This window comes from Komagataeibacter rhaeticus (assembly GCF_011611525.1).
Lineage (GTDB): Bacteria > Pseudomonadota > Alphaproteobacteria > Acetobacterales > Acetobacteraceae > Komagataeibacter > Komagataeibacter rhaeticus.
In genome coordinates, this window is record NZ_CP050139.1 from 667,258 (window position 1) to 689,731 (window position 22,474).

The following is a 22,474-nucleotide window of genomic DNA, read 5'->3' on the forward strand; positions in this document are numbered from 1 at the left end:
GACGTGACATAAATGCAACTTTTCCCCTGTTCCGGTCCGCCGGCATGTGGGTGGCTGTTTCGCCGTGGGGGCGTAAGACGTTATGGTCCCCCTCGTAACGAAGTCCTTCTGACAATGGCCGCCTTTGTCTTGCAGGATGAAGGAGTTTGCGATTAAGCCGTGATGGTGCGGCGGGCAGGGAAGTGAACAGTGGACCCGGTCGATGGCTGCACGGGTTCTGGTTTCTGAGTGGTATGGTGATCGATGCTGTTGGATTTTATGAAGCTGCAAAAACAGGTATCCGGAATGGGACGTCGTTCTTTCCTGTCTGTCATGGCGGCAGCTGGCAGTATTCCTTTCCTTTCTACCGCCCTGGCCGCGGATGACCCGGCCATAAACGCGCAATGGGCCATCTTCCGCGCCAAGTATTTCCACCCCGACGGCCGTATCATCGACACAGGCAACAGTGGCGAATCCCATAGCGAGGGGCAGGGCTACGGCATGCTTTTCGCCGCGACGGCGGGTGATCAGGCCACGTTCGAGGCCATGTGGTCCTGGACACGCGCCAACCTGCAGCACAAGACCGATGCCCTGTTCTCCTGGCGCTATCTGGACGGGCATAACCCGCCGGTCGCGGACAAGAACAACGCGACGGATGGCGACCTGCTGATAGCCCTGGGTCTGGTCCGTGCCGGACGGCTGTGGAAGCGCGCTGACTATATTCAGGATGCTATAGCCATCTATGGCGACGTGCTGAAGCTCATGACCCTGCAGGTCGGTCCCTATCTGGTGCTTCTGCCCGGCGGCGTGGGGTTTGCCACCAAGGATTCGGTCACGCTCAACCTGTCCTATTATGTCATGCCCTCGCTCATGCAGGCCTTCGCGCTGACGGGCGACGCACGCTGGCAGAAGGTGATGGGAGATGGTCTGATCATCATAAACCAGGGGCGATTCGGGGAGTGGAAGCTCCCGCCTGACTGGCTTTCGATCAACCGCCAGAACGGGCATTTCTCCATAGCCAATGGCTGGCCGCCGCGATTCTCCTATGATGCGATTCGCGTGCCGCTGTATCTTTACTGGGCGCATATGCTGTCGCCGGACCTGCTGGCCGACTTTACCCGCTTCTGGAACCATTTCGGGGCATCGGCCCTGCCGGGGTGGATTGACCTGACCAATGGTGCCCGCTCGCCCTACAATGCGCCACCGGGCTATCTGGCCGTGGCGACATGTTCCGGCCTGTCATCCGCCGGTGGGTTGCCAACCCTGGACAAGGCGCCGGATTATTATTCGGCTGCCCTGACATTGCTGGTTTATATTGCCCGTGGTGAGGGAGGTGGAATGTGACTACGCCCAACAAGGAAAGCACGGAGGCGACTCCACGCCCGGTTGTGGATATGGACAATCCGCAGGACGTGACGCGCATGCTCTCCAGCGGTTATGGCCTGAGCGGGGAGGGGTTCCACTACCATTCCTTCACGCGTCCCGTCATGCTGGACATGACCCCGGAACTGCCCCACGATTCCGTGGACGATACAGAGCATCATCTCGACGATAACGTCACCGAACACGAATCCGCCCCGGCAACGGCACCGGTGTTCGTGTTCGATGCGGCACCTGAGCCTGCGGCACCACCTGTTGTTGCCGAGGCCGCGCCACCGCCACCTCCTCCGCCGCCGCCAGAGCCTGCGCCTCCTGAGCCGCCGCCCGCACCGCCACCCTATACGCCGGTTGTAACCCACGTGCCGCCGCCGCCGCCCGTGGAGGAAACGCCGGTACCCGAACCCGTGGCTGAAGCGGCTGCACCTGCAAGGCCCCGGCCCGTGCCGCCGGCGCAGCCCGCGCCGGACATGGCATCGACGGGCGGGCGTGAACGGCGCGGGCTTCAGCCTTTTGCCGCGCCGCGTGCGCCATCCGAGCCGCCGGTGTCTTCACGTGCGGCCGCACCGGCCACGCCCTTCGTCCAGGCAGATGACTGGGCGCCGGTGCCAAAGGCCCAGCAGCGTCGCGGCCAGCGTCCGACCGGGCCTGGTTTCTTCTTTGCCAAGGGGAATGACCGGGTTGCGACTGCCCGGCTGTTCCAGCCGGTGGCAGTGGCCCGTCCTGCTTCCAAACCTGACTCCAAGGTGACCACGATGACCAAATTCGACAAGACCGCACAGAATGCCCCCACGGGGCGTCGTCCTGCGCCATCTGACAATTCGCCAACACTGACGGAAGTTTTCATGACACTGGGCGGTCGTGCCACCGACCGGCTGGTGCCCAAGCCCAGCCTGCGTGACGCGCTGCTGCGCAAGCGTGAGGAAGAAACCGGGCAATCCTGATCTTATCCGGGGGCGGGGCCGGATGGCTGCCGGTCTGTTGTGGATAAGGAACACAGGAGCCGCCCCCATGGGCTGCATGCCATGGGGGGCGAAAGGCGACATGACGGACCGGATGAGCCTGAAGGTTTTCTTTTGAGTGTAACTATCTGTTTTATCAGTATTTATTATCGGACGAATTATTGATGTCAGAGGTTCAGTCGTCAGCGCCCGCGGAAAGTTGGTTTGATCGCCTTTCCAACAAGATACTGTCACTGCGCGGTGCCAGTTATATCGTTGGGGCAATAGGCCTGTGCGCCCTGCTTGCCGCGACCACGGTTACGCTGTCGGTAAATGAACAGCTGATTGTGGCATTAGTGTGCGTTGTGGTCTTTTTTATCGTCGGTCGCCGCAAAAGCCGTCGGACGCAGATATTTCTCGAGGTGCTTTCGGCGCTGGTGTCCCTGCGTTATCTGACGTGGCGGCTGACGGAAACACTGGATTTCGATACATGGCTCCAGGGTACATTGGGGGTCACGCTGCTTCTGGCGGAACTGTACGCGCTGTACATGCTGTTCCTCAGCTATTTCCAGACCATTTCCCCCCTGCACCGCGCGCCGCTGCCCCTGTCTCCCAATCCGGAAGACTGGCCCACGGTCGACATCTTCATCCCGACCTATGACGAAAGCCTGGGCATCGTGCGTCTGACGGTGCTGGGCGCGCTTGGTATCGACTGGCCACCGGACAAGGTGAACGTCTATATCCTTGATGACGGCAAGCGTGAGGAATTCGCCCGCTTTGCCGAAGAATGCGGTGCCCGCTACATTGCCCGTCCCGATAACGCGCATGCCAAGGCCGGTAACCTGAACTACGCCATTCAGCATACAAGTGGCGAATACATCCTGATTCTGGACTGCGATCACATCCCGACCCGTGCGTTCCTGCAGATCTCGATGGGATGGATGGTCGAGGACAAGAAGATCGCCCTGATGCAGACGCCGCATCACTTCTATTCCCCCGATCCTTTCCAGCGTAACCTGGCCGTCGGTTACCGCACGCCGCCTGAAGGCAACCTGTTCTATGGTGTCATTCAGGATGGCAATGACTTCTGGGATGCGACCTTCTTCTGTGGTTCCTGTGCCATCCTGCGCCGCAAGGCCATCGAAGAGATCAATGGTTTCGCAACCGAGACCGTGACAGAAGATGCCCATACCGCCCTGCGCATGCAGCGCAGGGGGTGGTCGACCGCCTATCTGCGCATTCCGCTGGCCAGCGGGCTGGCGACGGAGCGCCTGGTCACGCATATCGGGCAGCGTATGCGCTGGGCCCGTGGCATGTTCCAGATCTTCCGCGTGGATAATCCCATGCTGGGGCCGGGCCTGAAGCTGGGGCAGCGGCTTTGCTATCTTTCGGCCATGACGTCGTTCTTCTTCGCCATTCCGCGTGTCATCTTCCTTGCCTCCCCGCTGGCCTTCCTTTTCTTCAGCCAGAATATCATCGCGGCCTCCCCCCTGGCGGTGCTGGCCTACGCCATTCCCCACATGTTCCATTCCGTTGCCACGGCGGCAAAGGTGAACAAGGGATGGCGCTATTCATTCTGGAGTGAAGTGTACGAAACCGTCATGGCGCTGTTCCTGGTGCGGGTGACCATCGTCACGATGATGTTCCCCTCGAAGGGCAAGTTCAACGTGACGGAAAAAGGTGGCGTTCTGGAGAACGAGGAATTCGACCTTGGTGCCACATATCCGAACATCATCTTTGCGGTCATCATGGCGATTGGCCTGATGCGCGGGCTGTTTGCCCTGGCCTTCCAGCATCTGGACATAATTTCAGAGCGTGCCTACGCACTCAACTGTGTCTGGTCCGTGATCAGTCTCATCATCCTGCTTGCGGCCATTGCCGTCGGCCGTGAGACCAAGCAGATCCGCCACAGCCATCGTGTCGATGCGCGAATTCCGGTAACGGTTTATGATTACGAAGGGAATTCCAGCCATGGCATCACGCAGGACGTGTCCATGGGTGGTGTGGCCATTCATATGCCGTGGCGCAATGTGACACCGGACCAGCCGGTGCAGACCGTTGTCCACGCCGTGCTGGATGGTGAGGTGGTCAATCTCCCCGCTACCATGATCCGCTGTGCGAATGGCAAGGCGGTCTTTACCTGGAACATCACCTCCCTCCCGATTGAAGCCTCTGTCGTCCGGTTCGTGTTCGGTCGCGCCGATGTCTGGCTGCAGTGGAATGATTACGAGCATGATCGGCCGTTGCGAAGCCTGTGGAGCCTGATCCTCAGCATCAAGGCGCTGTTCCGCAAGAAGGGTCGGATGATGATCCATAGTCGCCCGCAAAATAAACCCATTGCACTGCCTGTTGAGCGCAGGGAGCCAACAAGCAGTCAGGGTGGTCAGAAACAGGAAGGAAAGATCAGTCGTGCGGCCTCGTGATATGAAAATGGTGTCCCTGATCGCGCTGCTGGTCTTTGCAACGGGAGCGCAGGCTGCGCCGGTTGCATCCAAAGCGCCAGCCCCGCAGCCTGCGGGCGATAACCTGCCGCCCCTGCCCGCCGCGGCACCGGCCGCCGCGGCAGCCCCGGCCGGGCAGCAGCCTGCTGGCGCCGCCAGTGCGGCACCTGCCGTCGATCCGGCCGCCGCCAGCGCCGCCGATGCCATGGTGGACAATGCGGAGAATGCGACCGGCGTCGGTTCGGATGTGGCGACCGTGCATACCTATTCCCTGCGCGAACTTGGCGCGGAGAACGCGCTGACCATGCGTGGCGCGGCCCCCCTGCAGGGGCTGCAGTTCGGTATTCCGGGCGACCAGCTCGTCACCTCGGCGCGGCTTGTCGTGTCGGGTGCGATGTCACCCAATCTCCAGCCCGATAACAGCGCGGTCACGATTACGCTGAACGAACAGTATATCGGCACGCTCCGGCCTGACCCGTCACATCCGGCCTTTGGTCCGCTTTCCTTTGACATCAACCCCATCTTCTTTGTCAGTGGCAACCGGCTGAACTTCAATTTCTCGGCAGGGTCGAAAGGATGCACCGACCCGAGCAACGGATTGCAGTGGGCCAGCGTGTCCGAGCATTCGGAACTGCAGATCACCACCATACCGCTTCCTCCCCGTCGTCAGCTGTCGCGGCTGCCGCAGCCGTTCTTTGACAAGAACGTAAGGCAGAAGACGGTCATTCCGTTCGTCCTTGCACAGACATTTGATGCTGAAGTGCTCAAGGCTTCCGGCATCCTGGCGTCCTGGTTCGGCCAGCAGACCGATTTCCGCGGCGTGAACTTCCCCGTATTTTCCACCATTCCGCAGACAGGCAATGCCGTTGTGGTGGGTGTTGCCGATGAACTGCCTTCCGCGCTGGGGCGTCCGGCCATCAGCGGGCCGACCCTGATGGAAGTGGCCAACCCGTCCGACCCCAATGGCACGATCCTGCTGGTAACGGGCCGGGACCGCGATGAAGTCATTACCGCAAGCAAGGGCATAGGCTTCAGCTCCAGCACGCTGCCGGTTGCCGCGCGCATGGATGTGGCGCCGATTGACGTGGCCCCCCGCGCGCCCAATGACGCGCCGTCCTTCATCCCGACCAGCCGGCCTGTCCGGCTGGGTGAACTGGTGCCGGTCAGTGCCCTGCAGGGCGAAGGCTATACCCCCGGCGTGCTGTCCGTGGCGTTCCGCACGGCGCCTGACCTGTATACCTGGCGCGACCGGCCGTACAAGCTGAACGTGCGCTTCCGGGCGCCCGACGGGCCGATCGTGGACCTGGCGCGTTCGCATCTGGACGTTGGTATCAACAATACCTACCTGCAGTCCTATTCCCTGCATGAAAAGGACAGTGTGGTCGACCAGCTGGTCCAGCGTTTTGGCGGCCGGGGCCAGACCAGTGGCGTGCAGCAGCATACGCTGACCATTCCGCCGTGGATGGTGTTCGGTCAGGATCAGCTGCAGTTCTATTTTGATGCGGCCCCCCTGACCCAGCCCGGCTGCCGTCCCGGCCCCAGCCTGATCCACATGTCGGTTGATCCGGATTCCACGATCGACCTGTCCAACGCCTATCACATCACGCGCATGCCCAATCTGGCCTACATGGCCAGCGCGGGGTATCCGTTCACCACCTATGCCGACCTGTCGCACTCGGCCGTGGTGCTGCCGGACCATCCCAATGGTACGGTTGTCAGCGCCTATCTTGACCTGATGGGCTTCATGGGGGCGACGACGTGGTATCCCGTCTCGGGTCTGGACATCGTTTCCGCGGATCATGTGAATGATGTGGCGGACCGCAACCTGATCGTCCTGTCCACGCTGGCCAATAGCGGGGAGGTTTCCTCCCTGCTGTCGAACTCGTCGTACCAGATTGCCGACGGGCGCCTGCACATGGGGATGCGCTCCACCCTGAGTGGGGTGTGGAACATCTTCCAGGACCCGATGGCCGCCATCAACAATACCCATCCGACCGAGGTCGAGACGACCCTGAGCGGTGGCGTGGGCGCGATGGTGGAAGCGGAATCCCCGCTGGCATCCGGACGCACGGTTCTTGCCCTGCTCTCGGCTGACGGGCAGGGGCTGGACAATCTGGTCCAGATCCTCGGGCAGCGTAAGAACCAGGCCAAGATTCAGGGCGACCTGGTGCTTGCCCATGGGGATGACCTGACATCGTACCGCAGTTCGCCCCTTTATACCGTTGGCACGCTGCCGATGTGGTTCATGCCGGACTGGTATATGCATAACCATCCCGTTCGCGTGATCGTGGTGGGGCTGTTCGGATGCCTGCTGGTTGTGGCCGTGCTGGTTCGTGCCCTGTTGCGGCATGCACTGTTCCGCCGGCGGCAGCTGCAGGAAGAAAGGCAGAAATCGTGAGCATGAACAGACGCTACGTCTTTTCCCTTTCTGCCGGCCTGCTTGCCAGCAGTTGCATGACCGTGCTGGTGGCGGTGCCACTGGCGCGCGCGCAGCAGGCCTCCACGGCCATGACCGGTACCCAGGCTTCGGGCGGGTCGGCGGCGCCACGGCAGATCCTGCTGCAGCAGGCCCGGTTCTGGCTTCAGCAGCAGCAGTATGACAATGCCCGTCAGGCCCTGCAGAATGCCCAGCGCGTGGCGCCGGATGCGCCGGATGTCCTGGAGGTACAGGGCGAATACCAGACGGCGATCGGCAACCGGGAAGCGGCAGCCGATACGCTGCGCCACCTCCAGCAGGTTGCGCCCGGCAGTACGGCCGCCAACAGCCTGAGTGACCTGCTGCACGAGCGTTCCATCTCGACATCCGACCTGTCGCAGGTGCGTTCCCTTGCCGCATCCGGGCATAACGCGCAGGCGGTGCAGGGGTACCAGAAGCTGTTCAATGGCGGTAAGCCGCCGCATTCGCTTGCGGTGGAATATTACCAGACCATGGCAGGCGTTCCGGCCGAATGGGATCAGGCCCGGGCCGGGCTTGCCGGTATCGTGGCATCCAATCCACAGGATTATCATGCCCAGCTCGCATTTGCGCAGGCGCTGACCTATAATACGGCGACCCGTATGGAAGGTCTGGCGCGGCTCAAGGACCTGCAGGGTTTCCGCAGCCAGGCTCCGGTCGAGGCTGCGGCCGCCAGCCAGTCCTACCGGCAGACGCTGAGCTGGCTGCCGGTAACGCCCACCACGCAGCCGCTCATGCAGCAGTGGCTGGATAGCCATCCCAATGATACCGAACTGCGTGAGCATATGGTCCACCCGCCCGGCGGCCCGCCGGACAAGGCGGGTCTTGCGCGTCAGGCGGGTTATCAGCAGCTGAATGCCGGCCGTATTGCCGCAGCCGAGCAGTCCTTCCAGTCCGCGTTACAGATCAATTCCCATGATGCCGATTCACTTGGCGGCATGGGACTGGTCAGCATGCGGCAGGGTGACGCAGCCGAAGCCCGCCGCTATTTCCAGGAAGCGATGGCGGCCGATCCCAAGACGGCGGATCGCTGGCGCCCGGCCCTGGCCGGCATGGAAATCAGCGGTGACTATGCCGCGGTCCGCCAGCTTATTGCCGCCCACCAGTATGATGCGGCCAAGCAGCGCCTGTCCGCGCTGGCACGCCAGTCCGGCCAGTTTACCGGCGCCACGCTCATGCTGGCCGACCTGCAGCGCACGACCGGCCAGATGGGTGCGGCGGAGCAGGAATACCAGTCCGTTCTGGCACGCGACCCGAACAGCCAGCTTGCCCTGATGGGACTGGCGCGGGTGGAGATGGCGCAGGGCAAGACGGCGGAAGCCCGCCAGCTGCTGTCGCGTGTCGGATCGCAGTATGCGACCCAGGTCGGGGAAATCGAGGTGACGGGCCTTATGGCCGCCGCCTCGCAGACATCGGATTCCGCGCGCAAGGTCTCGATCCTGCGCGAAGCCATGGCCCAGGCACCGCGTGACCCATGGGTGCGGATCAATCTGGCCAATGCCCTGCAGCAGCAGGGGGACATGGCGGAAGCCAATCGGGTCATGCAGCCCATCCTGTCCAATCCCGTGACGGCGCAGGACCGACAGGCCGGTATCCTGTTTACCTATGGCAGTGGCAATGATGCGATGACACGCCGCCTGCTGGCTGGCCTGTCGCCCGAGGACTATTCCCCCGCCATCCATGCCATTGCGACGGAAATGGAGATCAAGCAGGATCTGGCCAGCCGCCTGTCCATGGTGGCGAACCCGGTTCCGCTGATCCGTGAAGCCCTTTCGCCGCCCGACCCGACGGGCGCGCGTGGCGTGGCCGTGGCTGATCTGTTCCGTCAGCGTGGCGACATGATTCATGCCCGCATGGCCCTGCGCATTGCCTCGACCCGCACGCTCGATCTTTCGGCGGACCAGCGTCTGGCCTACGCCACCGAATACATGAAGATCAGCAACCCGGTTGCGGCCGCCCGCCTGCTGGCCCCGCTGGGTGACGGCAGTGGCACGGGGGCGGGCAATGCCCTGCTTCCCGAGCAGGTACAGACGCTGCAGCAGCTGCGCATGGGGATTGCCGTGGCCCAGTCCGACCTGCTGAACCAGCGCGGCGATCAGGCGCAGGCATACGATCACCTTGCTCCGGCCCTGCAGGCCGATCCGGAAGCGACATCGCCCAAACTGGCGCTGGCGCGGCTTTACAATGGTCAGGGCAAGTCCGGCAAGGCGCTGGAAATCGATCTGGCCGTGCTGCGGCACAACCCGCAGGATCTGGATGCGCGCCAGGCAGCGGTGCAGGCTGCCGTCAATAGCGGCCGCAAGAGCCTGGCCACCCGCCTTGCCATGGATGGTGTGCAGGAAAGCCCGATGGATGCGCGTGCCTGGCTGGCCATGGCCGTGGCCGATCAGGCCGATGGCCATGGCCACCGGACCATCAGTGACCTGCGCCGCGCCTATGACCTGCGTCTGCAGCAGGTGGAAGGCACGCGGGCGGTGGCAAGCGGGACGGGTGAGCAGGAATCGCTTGAACCCCCGTCCAGCAACCCGTTTCGCCACCATGGCTATGGACGCCAGACGGAACTGGGCGCACCGGTTACGGGTGGCTCCTACAGCATGGAGGCAACGTCTCCCGAAGCATCGGACCAGATGCTGTCCTCCATCGCCGGGCAGATCACCACGCTGCGGGAAAACCTGGCCCCCTCCATCGATGGCGGTCTGGGGTTCCGGTCGCGTTCGGGTGAGCACGGCATGGGCCGCCTGACCGAAGCGAACATTCCCATCGTGGGGCGCCTGCCGCTGCAGGCGGGTGAGTCCAGCCTGACCTTCTCGATCACGCCAACCATGATCTGGTCGGGACAGCTCAATACCGGTTCGGTCTATGATGTGCCGCGCTTTGGCACCGACATGGCAACACAGGCGTATAACCAGTACGTCAGTTACATAAGCCAGAACAATTCCAGCAGCACCCTGCATAGCGAACTTGTCAAGGGTGGCGAGGCCGAGGCCGGTTTTGCGCCAGACGTGCAGTTCGGCAACAGCTGGGTGCGGGCGGACCTGGGGGCATCGCCCATCGGCTTCCCCATCACCAACGTACTGGGCGGTGTGGAATTCTCGCCGCGTGTCGGACCGGTTACCTTCCGCGTCAGCGCGGAACGCCGCTCCATCACCAACAGCGTGCTGTCCTATGGTGGCATGCGCGACCCCAACTATAATACGACACTGGGCCGCTATGCCCGCCAGCTTTATGGCAAGGAGCTGAGTTCCCAGTGGAGCGAGGAATGGGGCGGGGTCGTGACCAACCACTTCCATGGTCAGGTTGAGGCAACGCTGGGCAACACCATCGTATATGGTGGCGGTGGCTATGCCATCCAGACCGGCAAGCATGTGCAGCGCAATGACGAGCGCGAGGCGGGCATCGGTGTCAACACGCTGGTCTGGCACAATGCCAACATGCTGGTCCGCATCGGTGTCAGCCTGACCTATTTCGGCTATGCCAACAACCAGGACTTCTATACCTACGGGCAGGGTGGCTACTTCTCGCCGCAATCCTATTACGCGGCGACCGTACCCATCCGGTATGCGGGGCAGCACAAGCGGCTGGACTGGGACGTGACGGGCAGCGTTGGCTACCAGGTGTTCCATGAACACTCGTCCCCATTCTTCCCGACGTCTTCCCTGCTGCAGTCTGGCGCGCAGTACATTGCTGACTCGTATGTGCAGAACGCAACCAGTTCCGACTATCTCTCACAGGAGACGGTCAACAGCGCCTATTATCCCGGAGATAGTATTGCTAGTCTTACGGGTGGCTTCAATGCTAGGGTAGGGTATCGATTTACACACAATCTTCGTCTTGATCTGTCGGGGCGCTGGCAGAAGGCCGGTAACTGGACTGAAAGCGGCGCCATGATTTCCGCACACTATCTTATTATGGACCAGTAATGACAACTTTCAACGCAAAACCGGACTTTTCCCTGTTCCTGCAGGCCCTCTCCTGGGAGATTGATGATCAGGCCGGGATCGAGGTGAGGAATGACCTGTTGCGCGAGGTCGGTCACGGCATGGCCGGTCGGCTGCAGCCTCCGCTGTGCAACACCATTCATCAGCTGCAGATCGAGCTGAACTCGCTGCTGGCCATGATCAACTGGGGCTATGTGCAGCTTGAACTGCTGCCCGAGGACCATGCCATGCGCATCGTCCATGAGGACCTGCCCCAGGTGGGCAGCGCGGGCGAGCCGGCCGGCACATGGCTGGCCCCCGTGCTCGAAGGGCTGTATGGCCGCTGGATCACGTCGCAGCCGGGTGCCTTTGGCGATTATGTCGTCACCCGCGATGTGGATGCGGAGGATCTCAACTCCGTTCCCAGCCAGACGATCATCCTGTACATGCGCACCCGCAGCAGCAGCAACTGAACCATCGGGCCCGGTATCCTGATCCGGCCGGTCGCAAACCCTGCCCACAGGCATGTACCGGCCTGTTGGCAGGGTTTTTTGCATGGGGGTGCGTATATTCCATGCGCAGGTTTGCGCTGGATCATGCGGGGCGGGGGGAAAGTGCTTCACTGTATTGCCGTGGCCGGCCACGCCTGATCCATCATATGCCGCGATGTGACTTTATGTAACCGTCAAGGAGGAACAAGCCGCATGAAACCATCCCGCAAGTCATTCCTGCTTTCCGCCGTGGCGTGGGGGCTGGTGGCCGCGCTGCCCGCCCATGCCCGCCACGCGGCCACGGCTGGTGACCCGGCCGATGACCAGGCGCGGCAGGTGCTCGCGCATATGAGCCTTCAGGACAAGATGGCCCTTCTGTTCAGTGTGGACGGGGGCGGCTTCAATGGCAGTGTCGCACCTCCGGGGGGCTTGGGTTCGGCGGCGTATCTGCGTGCCCCGGCGGGTTCGGGCCTGCCGGACCTGCAGATATCGGATGCGGGGCTTGGCGTGCGCAACCCCGCGCATATCCGGCCCAATGGTGCGGCGGTTTCCCTGCCATCGGGTCTGGCCACGGCCAGCACATGGGATGTGGACATGGCCCGGCAGGCAGGTGAAATGATCGGGCGCGAGGCCTGGCTGAGCGGGTTCAACATCCTGCTGGGCGGTGGTGCCGACCTGACGCGCGACCCGCGTGGCGGCCGCAATTTTGAATATGCGGGGGAAGACCCGCTCCAGACCGGGCGGATGGTGGGCAGCACCATTGCCGGCATCCAGTCGCAGCATGTGATTTCCACGCTCAAGCATTACGCGATGAACGACCTTGAGACATCGCGCATGACCATGAGTGCCGATATCGACCCCGTAGCCATGCGTGAGAGCGACCTGCTGGGTTTCGAGATTGCGATTGAAACCGGGCATCCCGGTTCCGTCATGTGTTCGTACAACCGGGTGAATGACCTGTATGCGTGTGAAAACCCGTACCTGCTGAACACGACGCTGAAGCAGGACTGGCATTACCCCGGCTTTGTCATGTCCGACTGGGGCGCCACGCATTCCTCCGCCCGTGCGGCGCTGGCGGGACTGGATCAGGAATCGGCTGGTGACCATGCCGATGCGCGCCCCTATTTCACCGCTCTGTTGGCGGCGGATGTAAAGGCGGGGCGTGTGCCCGTCGCCCGTATTGACGACATGGCGCAGCGCATTGTCCGCTCCCTGTTCGCGGCGGGGCTGGTGGCCCATCCGCCGCAGCGCGGGCCGCTGGATGTGGTGACCGACACCCTTGTGGCCCAGCGTGATGAGGAAGAAGGCGCGGTTCTGCTGCGCAACGAAGGGGGTATCCTGCCGCTTTCCCCCACCGCGCGCATCGCGGTCATTGGCGGGCATGCCGATGCGGGCGTGATCTCGGGCGGGGGGTCCAGCCAGGTCGATCCCATCGGGGGTGAGGCGGTCAAGGGACCGGGCAAGAAGGAATGGCCGGGTGATCCGGTCTATTTCCCGTCATCCCCGCTCAAGGCCATGCGGGCCGAGGCCCCCAACGCGCACATCACCTATGAATCCGGCACCAATATCGCCGCCGCCGTGCGCGCCGCGCGGGCGGCCGATGTGGCGGTCGTGTATGCAACGCAGTTCACCTTCGAGGGGATGGACGCGCCCAGCATGCACCTTGATGCCAATGCCGACGCGCTGATCACAGCCGTGGCCGCGGCCAACCCGCGTACCGTGGTGGTGATGGAAACCGGCGACCCGGTGCTCATGCCATGGAACAGCAGCGTTGCGGGCGTGCTGGAGGCATGGTTCCCCGGTTCCGGCGGTGGGCCGGCCATTGCACGCCTGCTGTTTGGCAAGGTTGCGCCCTCGGGCCACCTGACCATGACCTTCCCGCAGGCGGAAAGCCAGCTGGCCCATCCCGATATTGCCGGTGTGACGGCGGACAACGTGTTCGAGATGCAGTTCAAGACCGATCAGGAACTGGTCTATGACGAAGGCAGCGACGTGGGCTACCGCTGGTTTGACCGCAACCATCTCAAGCCGCTCTATCCCTTCGGTTACGGTCTGACCTACACCACGTTCAGCACCGATGGCCTGGCGGTGCACAGGCATCATGATGCGGTGACGGTCACCTTTACCGTACATAATACCGGCAACCGCCCCGGTGTGGATGTGCCGCAGGTCTATGTGGGCCTGCCCGATGGCGGGGCACGCAGGCTGGCGGGCTGGCAGCGGGTCAGTCTGGCACCGGGTGAAAGCCGTGCGGTGACGGTACAGCTTGATCCGCGCCTGCTGGCGCATTTTGACGGGAAGAAGGACCGCTGGAGCATTCCTTCGGGCACATTCCGGCTGTGGCTTGGCACGTCCGCCACGGATGACAGCCAGCAGGCAAGCCTGCACCTGTCCGGTCGCACCTTCGCGCCCTGATGCCGTCATGAAAGGCGGGTACCGCTTCGGGCCGGGACTGGCGGTTGTGGTCCTGCTGATGGCGGCTATCCCGGCCTGCGCCGCGTCCGTGCCGGATACCCCGCTGAACCGGGCGCGGGCGCAGATGGCGGTGCAGGAACTGGAAATCACGCTGCTGACCCATCCCAGCGCGACCCTGGCGCTGGAGGACTGGTGCGCCACCCATCATATGGCGGACAGGCCGGTTGTTACGGCGCGCAAGATGACGCTGGCACGGCCGGATGACGTGCCGCCTGCGGTACGGGCCGATCTGGGTGTCAGTGCCGCACAGCCGGTGCGGCACCGGCAGGTGCGGCTTGTCTGTGGCACGCATGTGCTTTCGGTGGCTGATAACTGGTATGTGCCTGACCGGCTTCCGGCGGAAATGAATGCCATGCTGGAACGGACCGATGCATCATTCGGCCATGTGGTGGCGCCGCTGCATTTTTCACGTATCCGGCTGGAATTCGTCCGCCTGTGGTCACCCTGGCCCGGTGCGGCCCCGGCGCGCCGGCTGGCCGTGCCGGCGGCGATCATCCGCCAGCGCGGGGTGCTGCGCGACGAACATGGCCAGCCCTTCAGCGAGGTTGTGGAAACCTATACCGATCAGGCCCTGGATTTCCTGCCCGCTCCCTGATGGCCTGCATTGTGGTGTGGAGGGTGGCGAAGCGGCCTGAAAATCATGAAAAGTTTCTGGTGAAGCCTTTTTTCAGGAAGCTTCAGGAAACGCCGCCTTTTTGAAAGAAGGCGGCATCCGGAAACGTTTATCATTCCTTGACCGGGAACGTGCCCATGACCGACCTGAGAGATCCCGCCACCCCCGCCGATGACGTGCGGCGCGTTCTGGGCCTGCAGCCCCACCCCGAAGGCGGCAGCTACCGTGAAATATGGCGTGATGCCCCCGCCGGTGGCACGCGGGGCGCGGTCTCAACCATTACCTTCCTGCTGGCGGCGGGCGAGCGTTCGCACTGGCACCGGGTGGATGCGGCGGAAATCTGGTGCTGGCAGGGCGGCAGCCCGCTTGTGCTGGAAATTGCCGCAGGCCCCGGCGCGCCGGTTGCGCGGATTGTGCTTGGCCCCCAGCCACAACAGGGGCAGGTGCTGCAGGCGGTCGTGCCCGCCGGTGCATGGCAGGCGGCGGCAAGCCAGGGGGCATGGAGCCTTATGGGCTGCCAGGTCGCCCCTGCTTTCCAGTTCAGCAGTTTTGAACTGGCGGCCCCCGGCTGGTCACCCGAAGGGGCTGGCGCATGAATGGCCCGGTCACACCCCGATGGCTGATCTGGGCGCGTGAACTGCAGGCGCTGGCGCAGAGCGGCCTGGCCTATGCCGAAAGTCCGTTCGACCGTGAACGCTATGAAGGCATCCGCCAGATTGCCGCCGAGATGATGGCCACGGGCAGCGATGCGGACATGGCGCGCGTGCTGGACCTGTTTACGGCGCAGGATGGCTACGCCACGCCCAAGGCGGTGGTGCGGGCGGCCGTATTTGATGACCGCGGGCGTATCCTGCTGGTGCGCGAGGTGCTGGACCACGACCGCTGGACCCTGCCCGGCGGCTGGGCGGACGTCAATCTTTCCCCCGTGGAGAATACGGTCAAGGAAGTGCGGGAGGAAAGCGGCTTCGATGTCCGCGTAACCCGCCTTGCCGCCGTGTGGGACCGGGACCGGCAGGGTCATCCGCCGGGTCCTTTTTCCTGCTATACGCTGTGTTTTCTGTGTGAACTGACGGGCGGTGTTGCGACAACCAGTGTCGAGACATCGGAGATCGGCTGGTTTGCCGAGGATGATATCCCTGCCGACCTGTCGCTGGGCCGCGTGCTGCCCCAGCAGATCGCCCGCCTGTTCGCCCACCGGCGCGATGCTGGATTGCCTACGGATTTTGACTGAGGGCGCTTCAAAGTAACCGAATGATAAAGAATAAAAGCTTTTGGGTGCTGCCTGTTTTCAAAAAGGCGGCATTTTCTGAAGCTTTTTGAAAAAAGCTTCACCAAAAACTTTCTTCCCATTTTCAGGACGTTTCAAAGGCAGGGTTCTGGAGCGTTACACGCATTCGGATATGGTGCAGGCCATTGAAAAGCCCGTGAAGATTTCCATATCCATTACAAATTGTAATTCACGACATTTCAACAGGCACAGGAACAGCCCATGACAGAACAGACAACATCCCCCACGCCGGAAGCCACGGGCGAACAGCATGAGTTCAGCGCCGAGGTCGGCCGCCTGCTCGACCTTGTGGTCCACGCGCTTTATTCCGAACGTGAAATCTTCCTGCGCGAACTGGTTGCCAACGCGGCGGACGCCACCGACAAGCGCCGCTTCGAGGCCCTGACCGATGGCGCGCGCGCCCTGCCCGAAGATGCCAAGATCCGCATCAACCCCGACAAGGACGCCCGCCTGCTGACCATCACCGATGATGGCGCGGGCATGAGCAAGGAAGAACTGGCCCGCAATCTGGGCACCATCGCCCGCTCCGGCACCCGCGCCTTTGGCGAGGAACTGGCCAACGCCAAGCCCGAGGACAAGCCAAGCCTGATCGGGCAGTTCGGTGTCGGCTTCTATGCCGCCTTCATGGTGGCGGACAGGGTGGACGTGGTCTCGCGCCGCGCGGGCAGTGACGAGGCCTGGCAGTGGTCCTCCACCGGCAAGGGCAACTACACCATCAGCCCCGCAACCCGTGAAAAGCCGGGCACCGACATCATCCTGCACATCAAGGACGATGCGAACGACTTCCTTGATTCGTGGCAGCTTGAAAGCATTGTGCGCAAATGGGCCGATCACATTTCGTGGCCGATCACCATCGTCAAGGATGGCGAGGAAACCCCGGCCAACAAGGGCACGGCACTGTGGCGCAAGCCGCGTGGCGGCATCGAGGAAGAGCAGCTTAACGAGTTCTATCGCCACGTCAGCCATAACTTCGATACCCCCTGGGCCACGCTGCACTGGCATGCCGAGGGGACGATGGAATTCTCGGCGCTGCTGTTCATTCCCGGCAGCAAGCCCTTCGAGTTTGCCGAGCCGGTGCGCGAGAGCCAGATCCGCCTGCATGTCCGCCGCATGTTCATTACCGATGATGCGGGGCTGCTGCCGCCGTGGCTGCGCTTCGTGACCGGTGTGGTCGATACCGAGGACCTGCCGCTCAACGTCTCCCGCGAGATGCTGCAGGCCACGCCGGTGCTGGCGCGTATCCGCAAGGCGGTGACCAACCGCGTGATCTCCGAACTCAAGACCCGTGCGAAGGATGAGGCGGATTTTGACAAGTTCTGGGATAATTTCGGCCCCACCTTCAAGGAAGGGATATGGGATGACGCCGAGCACCGCACGGAACTGGCCACCATCGCCCGCTTCCGTTCCAGCACGCAGGAAGGCTGGACCACGCTTGATGCCTATCTGGAACGCAAGAAGCCCGAGCAGGAAGCGATTTACTACCTGACCGGCGACCGCACGGAAATGCTGCCGTCCTCGCCGCAGCTTGAAGGCTTCCGCGCCCGTGGGATCGAGGTGCTGCTGCTGTCCGACCCCGTGGATTCCTTCTGGCCCGACCGGCTGGGGGTGTACAAGGACACACCGCTGCGCAACATCAGCCAGTTCCACACCGATCTGGAAAAGTTCGGCGCACCGGAAGAAACGGCGGATGAAAAGGCGGCACTGGACGTTGTCATCCCGGCACTGAAGGAAGCGCTGGGCGATGCGGTGTCGGATGTGAAGGGCACCAATCGGCTGGTCAACAGCGCGGTCGTGCTGGCCGCCCCCGAATCCGGGCCGGACCTGCAGATGATCCGTCTGATGAAGCGCAGCGGCCAGCAGGTGCCGGACACGGCCCCCGTGCTGCAGGTCAATCCCGGCCATCCGCTGATCGCCGATCTGGCGGAACGGGTGAAGAATGGCGACCCGGTGCAGGATATTGCACTGGTGCTGATGGACATGGCCCGCATCCAGGACGGCGAAAGCCCGAAGGACCCGACCGGCTTTGCCCAGCGCCTGACCGCCATCCTGACACGCCTGCCGCTGACGGACGGCCCGCAGGGCTGAACAGCCCCGTAGCCGGAGTAATCTGAACTGCCCCGCCATGCTGGCCGCATGGCGGGGCAGTCCTGTCTGAATCATGGAAAAGTTTTTGGTGAAGCTTTTTTCAAGAAGCTTCAAAGAACACCGTCCTTTTTGACAAAGGTGGCTCCTGAAAACGCCTGTTATTCTTTCTCAACAGGTTTCGTCGCCACCAGAATGAGCATGGGCGGCCGACGCACTGTATCTTCCAGATCAGGCCGGGCCTGCAGTATCGCGGCAGGCGGGCAGGGTTCGGCCAGATGGCGGAGCTGGAAGCCGCATGCGATCAGCGTGTTGACGTAGGTTTCCATCGTGCGGTGGTATTTGATCACCCCATCGACAAACCACGACGTGCTGCGTGCCCCTTCCTGCTGGTAGCGGTCGAGTGGCCAGTGCAGCTTGTTGCCATCCGCATCGCGGACCCATCCCACGGGGTGGGCGGTCTGGACCGGGTGCTCGACGGAAAAGATGAAGGTGCCGCCGGGCCTGAGGCAGTCGAAAACGCGCCGCACCACGGCCCTGTAATCCGCGATGTAGTGCAGGGCGAGGGATGAAACCGCAAGGTCGAATGCCGCTGGCGGCATCGCACAGTCCTCGATGGAACCGTGTATGTAGGTAATGGCCGCATCCTGTGTCAGCGCGCGTGCGGCTTCGATCATGTTTGCCGATACATCCAGCGCCGTGACCCGGGCCGCGCCCTGTGCGCGGGCATGGCGGGCAAAATCCCCGAACCCGCATCCAAGGTCGAGTACGGTCCTGCCCCGCAGGTCGGGCAGCAGCGCCCGGATTGCCGGGATTTCCAGCGCACCGTTAAGGCCGGTATCCTTTTCACGAAGGGTGCGGTACCCCTCAAAAAAACGCGGATCGTCATAAATGTTCTGCGGTGATGGGGCAGGCACCGTGTTATGGTCTTCGTGTGATGAGGTCATGTATCATGTCTCCCTTGGTGGACTCGGTGGTCATCCAAGGCGATCACGGACGGGCATGGACCCGCATGGGTCATGCAACCGCCAGTTCTCTTTTATCCGGACTGTAACCGTCGGCCCTGGCATTGCACCAGATCTGCTGACCCCGGCGCGTGCCGGGCGCTCGCGGGCTTCAGGCCATGGGCCTGTTACCGCCGGTAGGGACTTCCACCCCGCCCCGAGAACACAGGCCGTCAGGATAGGGGCAGGCCGAGACCGGGCGCAAGCGTGTGGAGCTATTGGCAATCCGGTTGTATGATGGGTGCCGCACGGGAATGGGACCTGCGGCCCGTCGGGAAAAAAGCGCGTGGTATTATCCGGGATGGGGCTTGAATAACAGCCTGCCGGATGTTTCCCTGCGCTCCCTTTTGTGTGTTCTGGTTTTTTGATGGCGGCACGTATTATATGAAAATCGATAACGTCTCCTATCGCAGCGTATGGGTGGATGCGGATGATGGCTGGTCAGTCCATATCTTTGACCAGACCCGCCTGCCATGGTCGCTGGATATCCTGCGCCTGACCGGGCGCGACCAGGTGGCGCATGCCATCCGCACCATGCAGGTCCGTGGCGCGCCGCTGATCGGTGCGGTGGCGGCTTACGGGCTGGCGCTGGCGCTGCGTCAGGACAGCAGTGATGAGGCGATGGAGCGTGACGCGGCGCTGCTGGCGGCCACACGCCCCACGGCGGTCAACCTGGGCTGGGCCATCCGGCGCATGCTTACCCGCCTGCGTACCACGCCGCCCGAACGCCGCATGGCCGCGGCATATGACGAGGCCGGGCGCATCTGTGACGAGGACGTGATCCAGAACGAGGCCATCGGCCGGCAGGGACTGGAACTGATCGAGGGAATCGCACGCAGCCGCCCCGGCCCGGTCAACATCATGACCCACTGCAACGCGGGCTGGATTGCCACCGTGGACTGGGGCACGGCGCTTGCGCCCATCTACATGGCGCATGACCGCGGCATTGACGTGCATGTATGGGTGGACGAAACCCGCCCGCGCAACCAGGGTGCGTCGCTTACCGCATGGGAACTGGGCCGCCATGGCGTGCGGCATACGGTCATCGCCGATAATGCGGGTGGGCACCTGATGCAGCACGGGCAGGTGGATATGGTGATCGTGGGCACCGACCGCGTGACCCGCACGGGGGATGTGGCCAACAAGATCGGCACCTATCTCAAGGCGCTGGCGGCCCATGACAATGGCGTGCCATTCTGGGTGGCGTTGCCCTCCACCACCATTGACTGGAGCATCAGCGACGGTGTGAAGGAAATTCCCATCGAGGAACGCAGCGACCGTGAAGTCACCCATATCCAGGGGCGTGATGACACGGGGCATGTGACCACCGTGCAGCTTGTGCCCGATGGGAGCAAGGGCGCCAATCCGGCCTTTGACGTAACGCCCGCGCGCCTTGTGACCGGGCTGATAACCGAACGTGGCCGCTGCCCCGCCACGGCGGACGGGCTGTGCGACCTGTTTCCCGAATACGTCTGAGCAGGGCGGCACCGGGTACGGCCGTTCACCTAATAACCTTGACACGGGCGGGCGGGATTGGCTTTGTCGCGCCTGCAACCGGGTGTGGCCCCATGGGGCGCATCCCCCAAATCTGGTAGAATCAGGACAAGATCATGCATCCCTATCGTACCCATAGCTGCGCGGCCCTGCGGGCTGCCGATGCCGGGCAGACGGCCCGCCTTTCCGGATGGGTACACTCCAAGCGCGATCATGGCGGCCTGCTGTTCATTGACCTGCGTGACCATTTCGGCATGACGCAGATCGTGATCCCCGCAGGTTCCCCCGTGCTGGAAACGGCCGAGCGCGTGCGTGTGGAAAGCGTGCTGACGGTCACGGGTGAAGTGGTGCTGCGCGATGGCGCGACAAAAAACCCCAACCTGCCCACCGGCGAGATCGAACTGCGCGCGCGTGAGATCACGGTGCAGTCCAGCGCCGACGTGCTGCCGCTGCAGGTCGCGGGCAACGAGCACTACCCCGAAGACCTGCGCCTGACCTACCGCTACATCGACCTGCGGCGCGAGAAGGTGCATCGCAACATCATGCTGCGTGCACAGGTCATCGCCAGCCTGCGCAGGCGGATGACGGACCTTGGCTTCGTGGAGTTCCAGACCCCGATCCTGACCGCGTCCTCGCCCGAAGGGGCCCGCGACTTCCTGGTGCCCGCGCGCATGCACCCCGGCAGGTTCTATGCCCTGCCGCAGGCCCCCCAGCAGTTCAAGCAGCTGGCGATGGTGGCGGGGTTTGACCGTTATTTCCAGATCGCACCCTGCTTCCGTGACGAAGCGGCCCGCGCCGACCGCTCGCCGGGTGAGTTCTACCAGCTTGATTTCGAGATGGCGTTCGCAACGCAGGAAGACGTGTTCGCAACCCTTGAGCCGGTGATGGAAGGCGTGTTCCGCGAATTCGGTGGCGGCCGCATTGTCAGCGAAGGGCCGTTCGAGCGCATTCCCTACGCCACGGCCATGGCCGTCTATGGCAGCGACAAGCCCGACCTGCGCAACCCGCTCAGGCTGTCGGACGTGACCGAGGCCTTTGCCGACTCCGGCTTTGGCCTGTTTGCCCGCATCGCGGCCGATGGCGGCCAGATCCGCGCCATCCCGGCTCCCGGCGCGGGCGACCGGCCGCGTGCGTTCTTTGACAAGCTGAACAACTGGGCGCGCGAATCCGGTGCCGGTGGGCTGGGCTACATTATCTTTGCCGAAGATGGTGGCAAGGGACCGATCGCCAAGAACCTTGAGGCCGACCGTATCGAGGCCATCCGGGCAAAGACGGGCCTGAAGGCAGGCGATGCCGTGTTCTTCGTCGCGGGCAAGGGAGACGAGATGGTCAGGTTCTCCGGTGCGGTGCGCACGCGCGTTGCCACCGAACTGGACCTGATTGAACAGAATGCCTTCCGCTTCTGCTGGATCACGGATTTCCCGATGTACGAGCGCAATGAGGAAACGGGTCAGATCGACTTCTCCCACAATCCGTTCTCCATGCCGCAGGGGGGCATGGACGCGCTGCTCAACCAGGACCCGCTGACCATCAAGGCTTTCCAGTACGATATCGTGTGTAACGGCATCGAACTGTCCTCTGGTGCGATCCGTAATCACCAGCCTGATGTCATGATCCGTGCGTTCGAGATTGCGGGCTATCCGGCCAGCGAGGTCGAGGCCCGCTTTGGTGGCATGCTCAACGCCTTCCGCTATGGCGCGCCGCCGCATGGTGGTTCGGCCCCCGGCGTGGACCGTATCGTGATGCTGCTGGCCGATGAGCCGAACATCCGCGAGGTGATCCTGTTCCCGCTCAACCAGCAGGGCGAGGACCTGATGATGGGCGCGCCCGCCCCGGTCGAGCCGCAGCGGCTCAAGGAACTCTCGCTTGCCCTTGACCTGCCGCGTCCCAAGCCCGGCCAGACCAAGAACTGACCTG

At 63.0% G+C, this 22,474-nt stretch carries 14 protein-coding genes and 1 riboswitch; of the genes, 13 read left to right on the top strand and 1 reads right to left on the bottom strand.

Annotated elements, in window-relative coordinates; all coding sequences use genetic code 11:
• The first annotated feature begins 243 nt into the window (after window positions 1-243).
• The 11 genes from GWK63_RS03160 to htpG all read left to right on the top strand — a co-directional run bounded on the left by GWK63_RS03160 (window position 244) and on the right by htpG (window position 18,062).
• Window positions 244-1,323, top strand: a complete 1,080-nt coding sequence (locus GWK63_RS03160) for a glycosyl hydrolase family 8 (RefSeq protein WP_039999319.1) — start codon at window positions 244-246, stop codon at window positions 1,321-1,323.
• Complete coding sequence (locus tag GWK63_RS03165; RefSeq protein WP_263406560.1) at window positions 1,320-2,300, top strand: endoglucanase; 981 nt, start codon at window positions 1,320-1,322, stop codon at window positions 2,298-2,300. The genes GWK63_RS03160 and GWK63_RS03165 overlap by 4 nt, the downstream gene beginning before the upstream one ends.
• Before the next feature lie 182 nt (window positions 2,301-2,482).
• A complete protein-coding gene (gene bcsA, locus GWK63_RS03170; protein ID WP_166498126.1) occupies window positions 2,483-4,720 on the top strand; it encodes a UDP-forming cellulose synthase catalytic subunit in 2,238 nt (745 codons plus the stop codon).
• Window positions 4,707-7,136, top strand: a complete 2,430-nt coding sequence (locus tag GWK63_RS03175) for a cellulose biosynthesis cyclic di-GMP-binding regulatory protein BcsB (protein ID WP_223846627.1) — start codon at window positions 4,707-4,709, stop codon at window positions 7,134-7,136. The genes bcsA and GWK63_RS03175 overlap by 14 nt, the downstream gene beginning before the upstream one ends.
• Window positions 7,137-7,138: 2 nt before the next feature.
• Window positions 7,139-11,113 carry a cellulose synthase subunit BcsC-related outer membrane protein gene (locus tag GWK63_RS03180; protein WP_007399073.1) on the top strand — a complete coding sequence of 1,325 codons (3,975 nt, stop codon included), beginning with the start codon at window positions 7,139-7,141 and terminating at the stop codon, window positions 11,111-11,113.
• Entirely contained in the window at window positions 11,113-11,583 is a 471-nt protein-coding gene (bcsD, locus tag GWK63_RS03185) for a cellulose biosynthesis protein BcsD (protein WP_007399074.1), read from the top strand. Before GWK63_RS03180 ends, bcsD begins: the two co-directional genes overlap by 1 nt.
• A 231-nt stretch (window positions 11,584-11,814) precedes the next feature.
• Entirely contained in the window at window positions 11,815-14,016 is a 2,202-nt protein-coding gene (locus tag GWK63_RS03190; protein ID WP_007399076.1) for a beta-glucosidase, read from the top strand.
• A 7-nt stretch (window positions 14,017-14,023) separates the two neighbouring features.
• The gene (locus tag GWK63_RS03195) at window positions 14,024-14,671 is read left to right on the top strand and encodes a hypothetical protein (protein WP_007399077.1); all 648 of its coding nucleotides are present in this window, start codon (window positions 14,024-14,026) and stop codon (window positions 14,669-14,671) included.
• Between the two features lie 155 nt (window positions 14,672-14,826).
• The gene (locus tag GWK63_RS03200; RefSeq protein ID WP_034929325.1) at window positions 14,827-15,285 is read left to right on the top strand and encodes a cupin domain-containing protein; all 459 of its coding nucleotides are present in this window, start codon (window positions 14,827-14,829) and stop codon (window positions 15,283-15,285) included.
• A complete protein-coding gene (locus GWK63_RS03205; RefSeq protein ID WP_007399080.1) occupies window positions 15,282-15,920 on the top strand; it encodes an NUDIX hydrolase in 639 nt (212 codons plus the stop codon). Before GWK63_RS03200 ends, GWK63_RS03205 begins: the two co-directional genes overlap by 4 nt.
• A gap of 258 nt (window positions 15,921-16,178) precedes the next feature.
• Window positions 16,179-18,062 carry a molecular chaperone HtpG gene (gene htpG, locus GWK63_RS03210; protein WP_007399082.1) on the top strand — a complete coding sequence of 628 codons (1,884 nt, stop codon included), beginning with the start codon at window positions 16,179-16,181 and terminating at the stop codon, window positions 18,060-18,062.
• Between the two features lie 158 nt (window positions 18,063-18,220).
• Here htpG and GWK63_RS03215 read toward each other — a convergent pair whose 3' ends face one another.
• Entirely contained in the window at window positions 18,221-19,006 is a 786-nt protein-coding gene (locus tag GWK63_RS03215) for a class I SAM-dependent methyltransferase (RefSeq protein ID WP_007399083.1), read from the bottom strand.
• A gap of 80 nt (window positions 19,007-19,086) precedes the next feature.
• A riboswitch (FMN riboswitch) is annotated at window positions 19,087-19,232 on the bottom strand.
• A gap of 215 nt (window positions 19,233-19,447) precedes the next feature.
• Between GWK63_RS03215 and mtnA the strand changes: the two genes are divergently transcribed.
• Both mtnA and aspS read left to right on the top strand, forming a co-directional pair.
• Window positions 19,448-20,539, top strand: coding sequence for an S-methyl-5-thioribose-1-phosphate isomerase (mtnA, locus tag GWK63_RS03220; RefSeq protein WP_034929328.1), 1,092 nt, complete (start codon window positions 19,448-19,450; stop codon window positions 20,537-20,539).
• A 134-nt stretch (window positions 20,540-20,673) separates the two neighbouring features.
• Window positions 20,674-22,470: an aspartate--tRNA ligase gene (gene aspS, locus GWK63_RS03225; protein WP_007399087.1), complete on the top strand. Its 1,797-nt coding sequence runs from the start codon at window positions 20,674-20,676 to the stop codon at window positions 22,468-22,470.
• The last annotated feature ends 4 nt before the right edge of the window (window positions 22,471-22,474 follow it).

What these genes read in the sequence shown, in the direction of transcription:
- GWK63_RS03205 (WP_007399080.1), top strand. Translation starts at nt 15,282, where the DNA reads ATGAATGGCCCGGTCACACCCCGATGGCTGATCTGGGCGCGTGAACTG.
- GWK63_RS03200 (WP_034929325.1), top strand. Translation starts at nt 14,827, where the DNA reads ATGACCGACCTGAGAGATCCCGCCACCCCCGCCGATGACGTGCGGCGC.
- GWK63_RS03160 (WP_039999319.1), top strand. Translation starts at nt 244, where the DNA reads ATGCTGTTGGATTTTATGAAGCTGCAAAAACAGGTATCCGGAATGGGA.
- GWK63_RS03180 (WP_007399073.1), top strand. Translation starts at nt 7,139, where the DNA reads ATGAACAGACGCTACGTCTTTTCCCTTTCTGCCGGCCTGCTTGCCAGC.
- GWK63_RS03190 (WP_007399076.1), top strand. Translation starts at nt 11,815, where the DNA reads ATGAAACCATCCCGCAAGTCATTCCTGCTTTCCGCCGTGGCGTGGGGG.
- htpG (WP_007399082.1), top strand. Translation starts at nt 16,179, where the DNA reads ATGACAGAACAGACAACATCCCCCACGCCGGAAGCCACGGGCGAACAG.
- bcsD (WP_007399074.1), top strand. Translation starts at nt 11,113, where the DNA reads ATGACAACTTTCAACGCAAAACCGGACTTTTCCCTGTTCCTGCAGGCC.
- bcsA (WP_166498126.1), top strand. Translation starts at nt 2,483, where the DNA reads ATGTCAGAGGTTCAGTCGTCAGCGCCCGCGGAAAGTTGGTTTGATCGC.
- aspS (WP_007399087.1), top strand. Translation starts at nt 20,674, where the DNA reads ATGCATCCCTATCGTACCCATAGCTGCGCGGCCCTGCGGGCTGCCGAT.
- GWK63_RS03195 (WP_007399077.1), top strand. Translation starts at nt 14,024, where the DNA reads ATGAAAGGCGGGTACCGCTTCGGGCCGGGACTGGCGGTTGTGGTCCTG.
- GWK63_RS03215 (WP_007399083.1), bottom strand. Translation starts at nt 19,006, where the DNA reads ATGACCTCATCACACGAAGACCATAACACGGTGCCTGCCCCATCACCG.
- mtnA (WP_034929328.1), top strand. Translation starts at nt 19,448, where the DNA reads ATGAAAATCGATAACGTCTCCTATCGCAGCGTATGGGTGGATGCGGAT.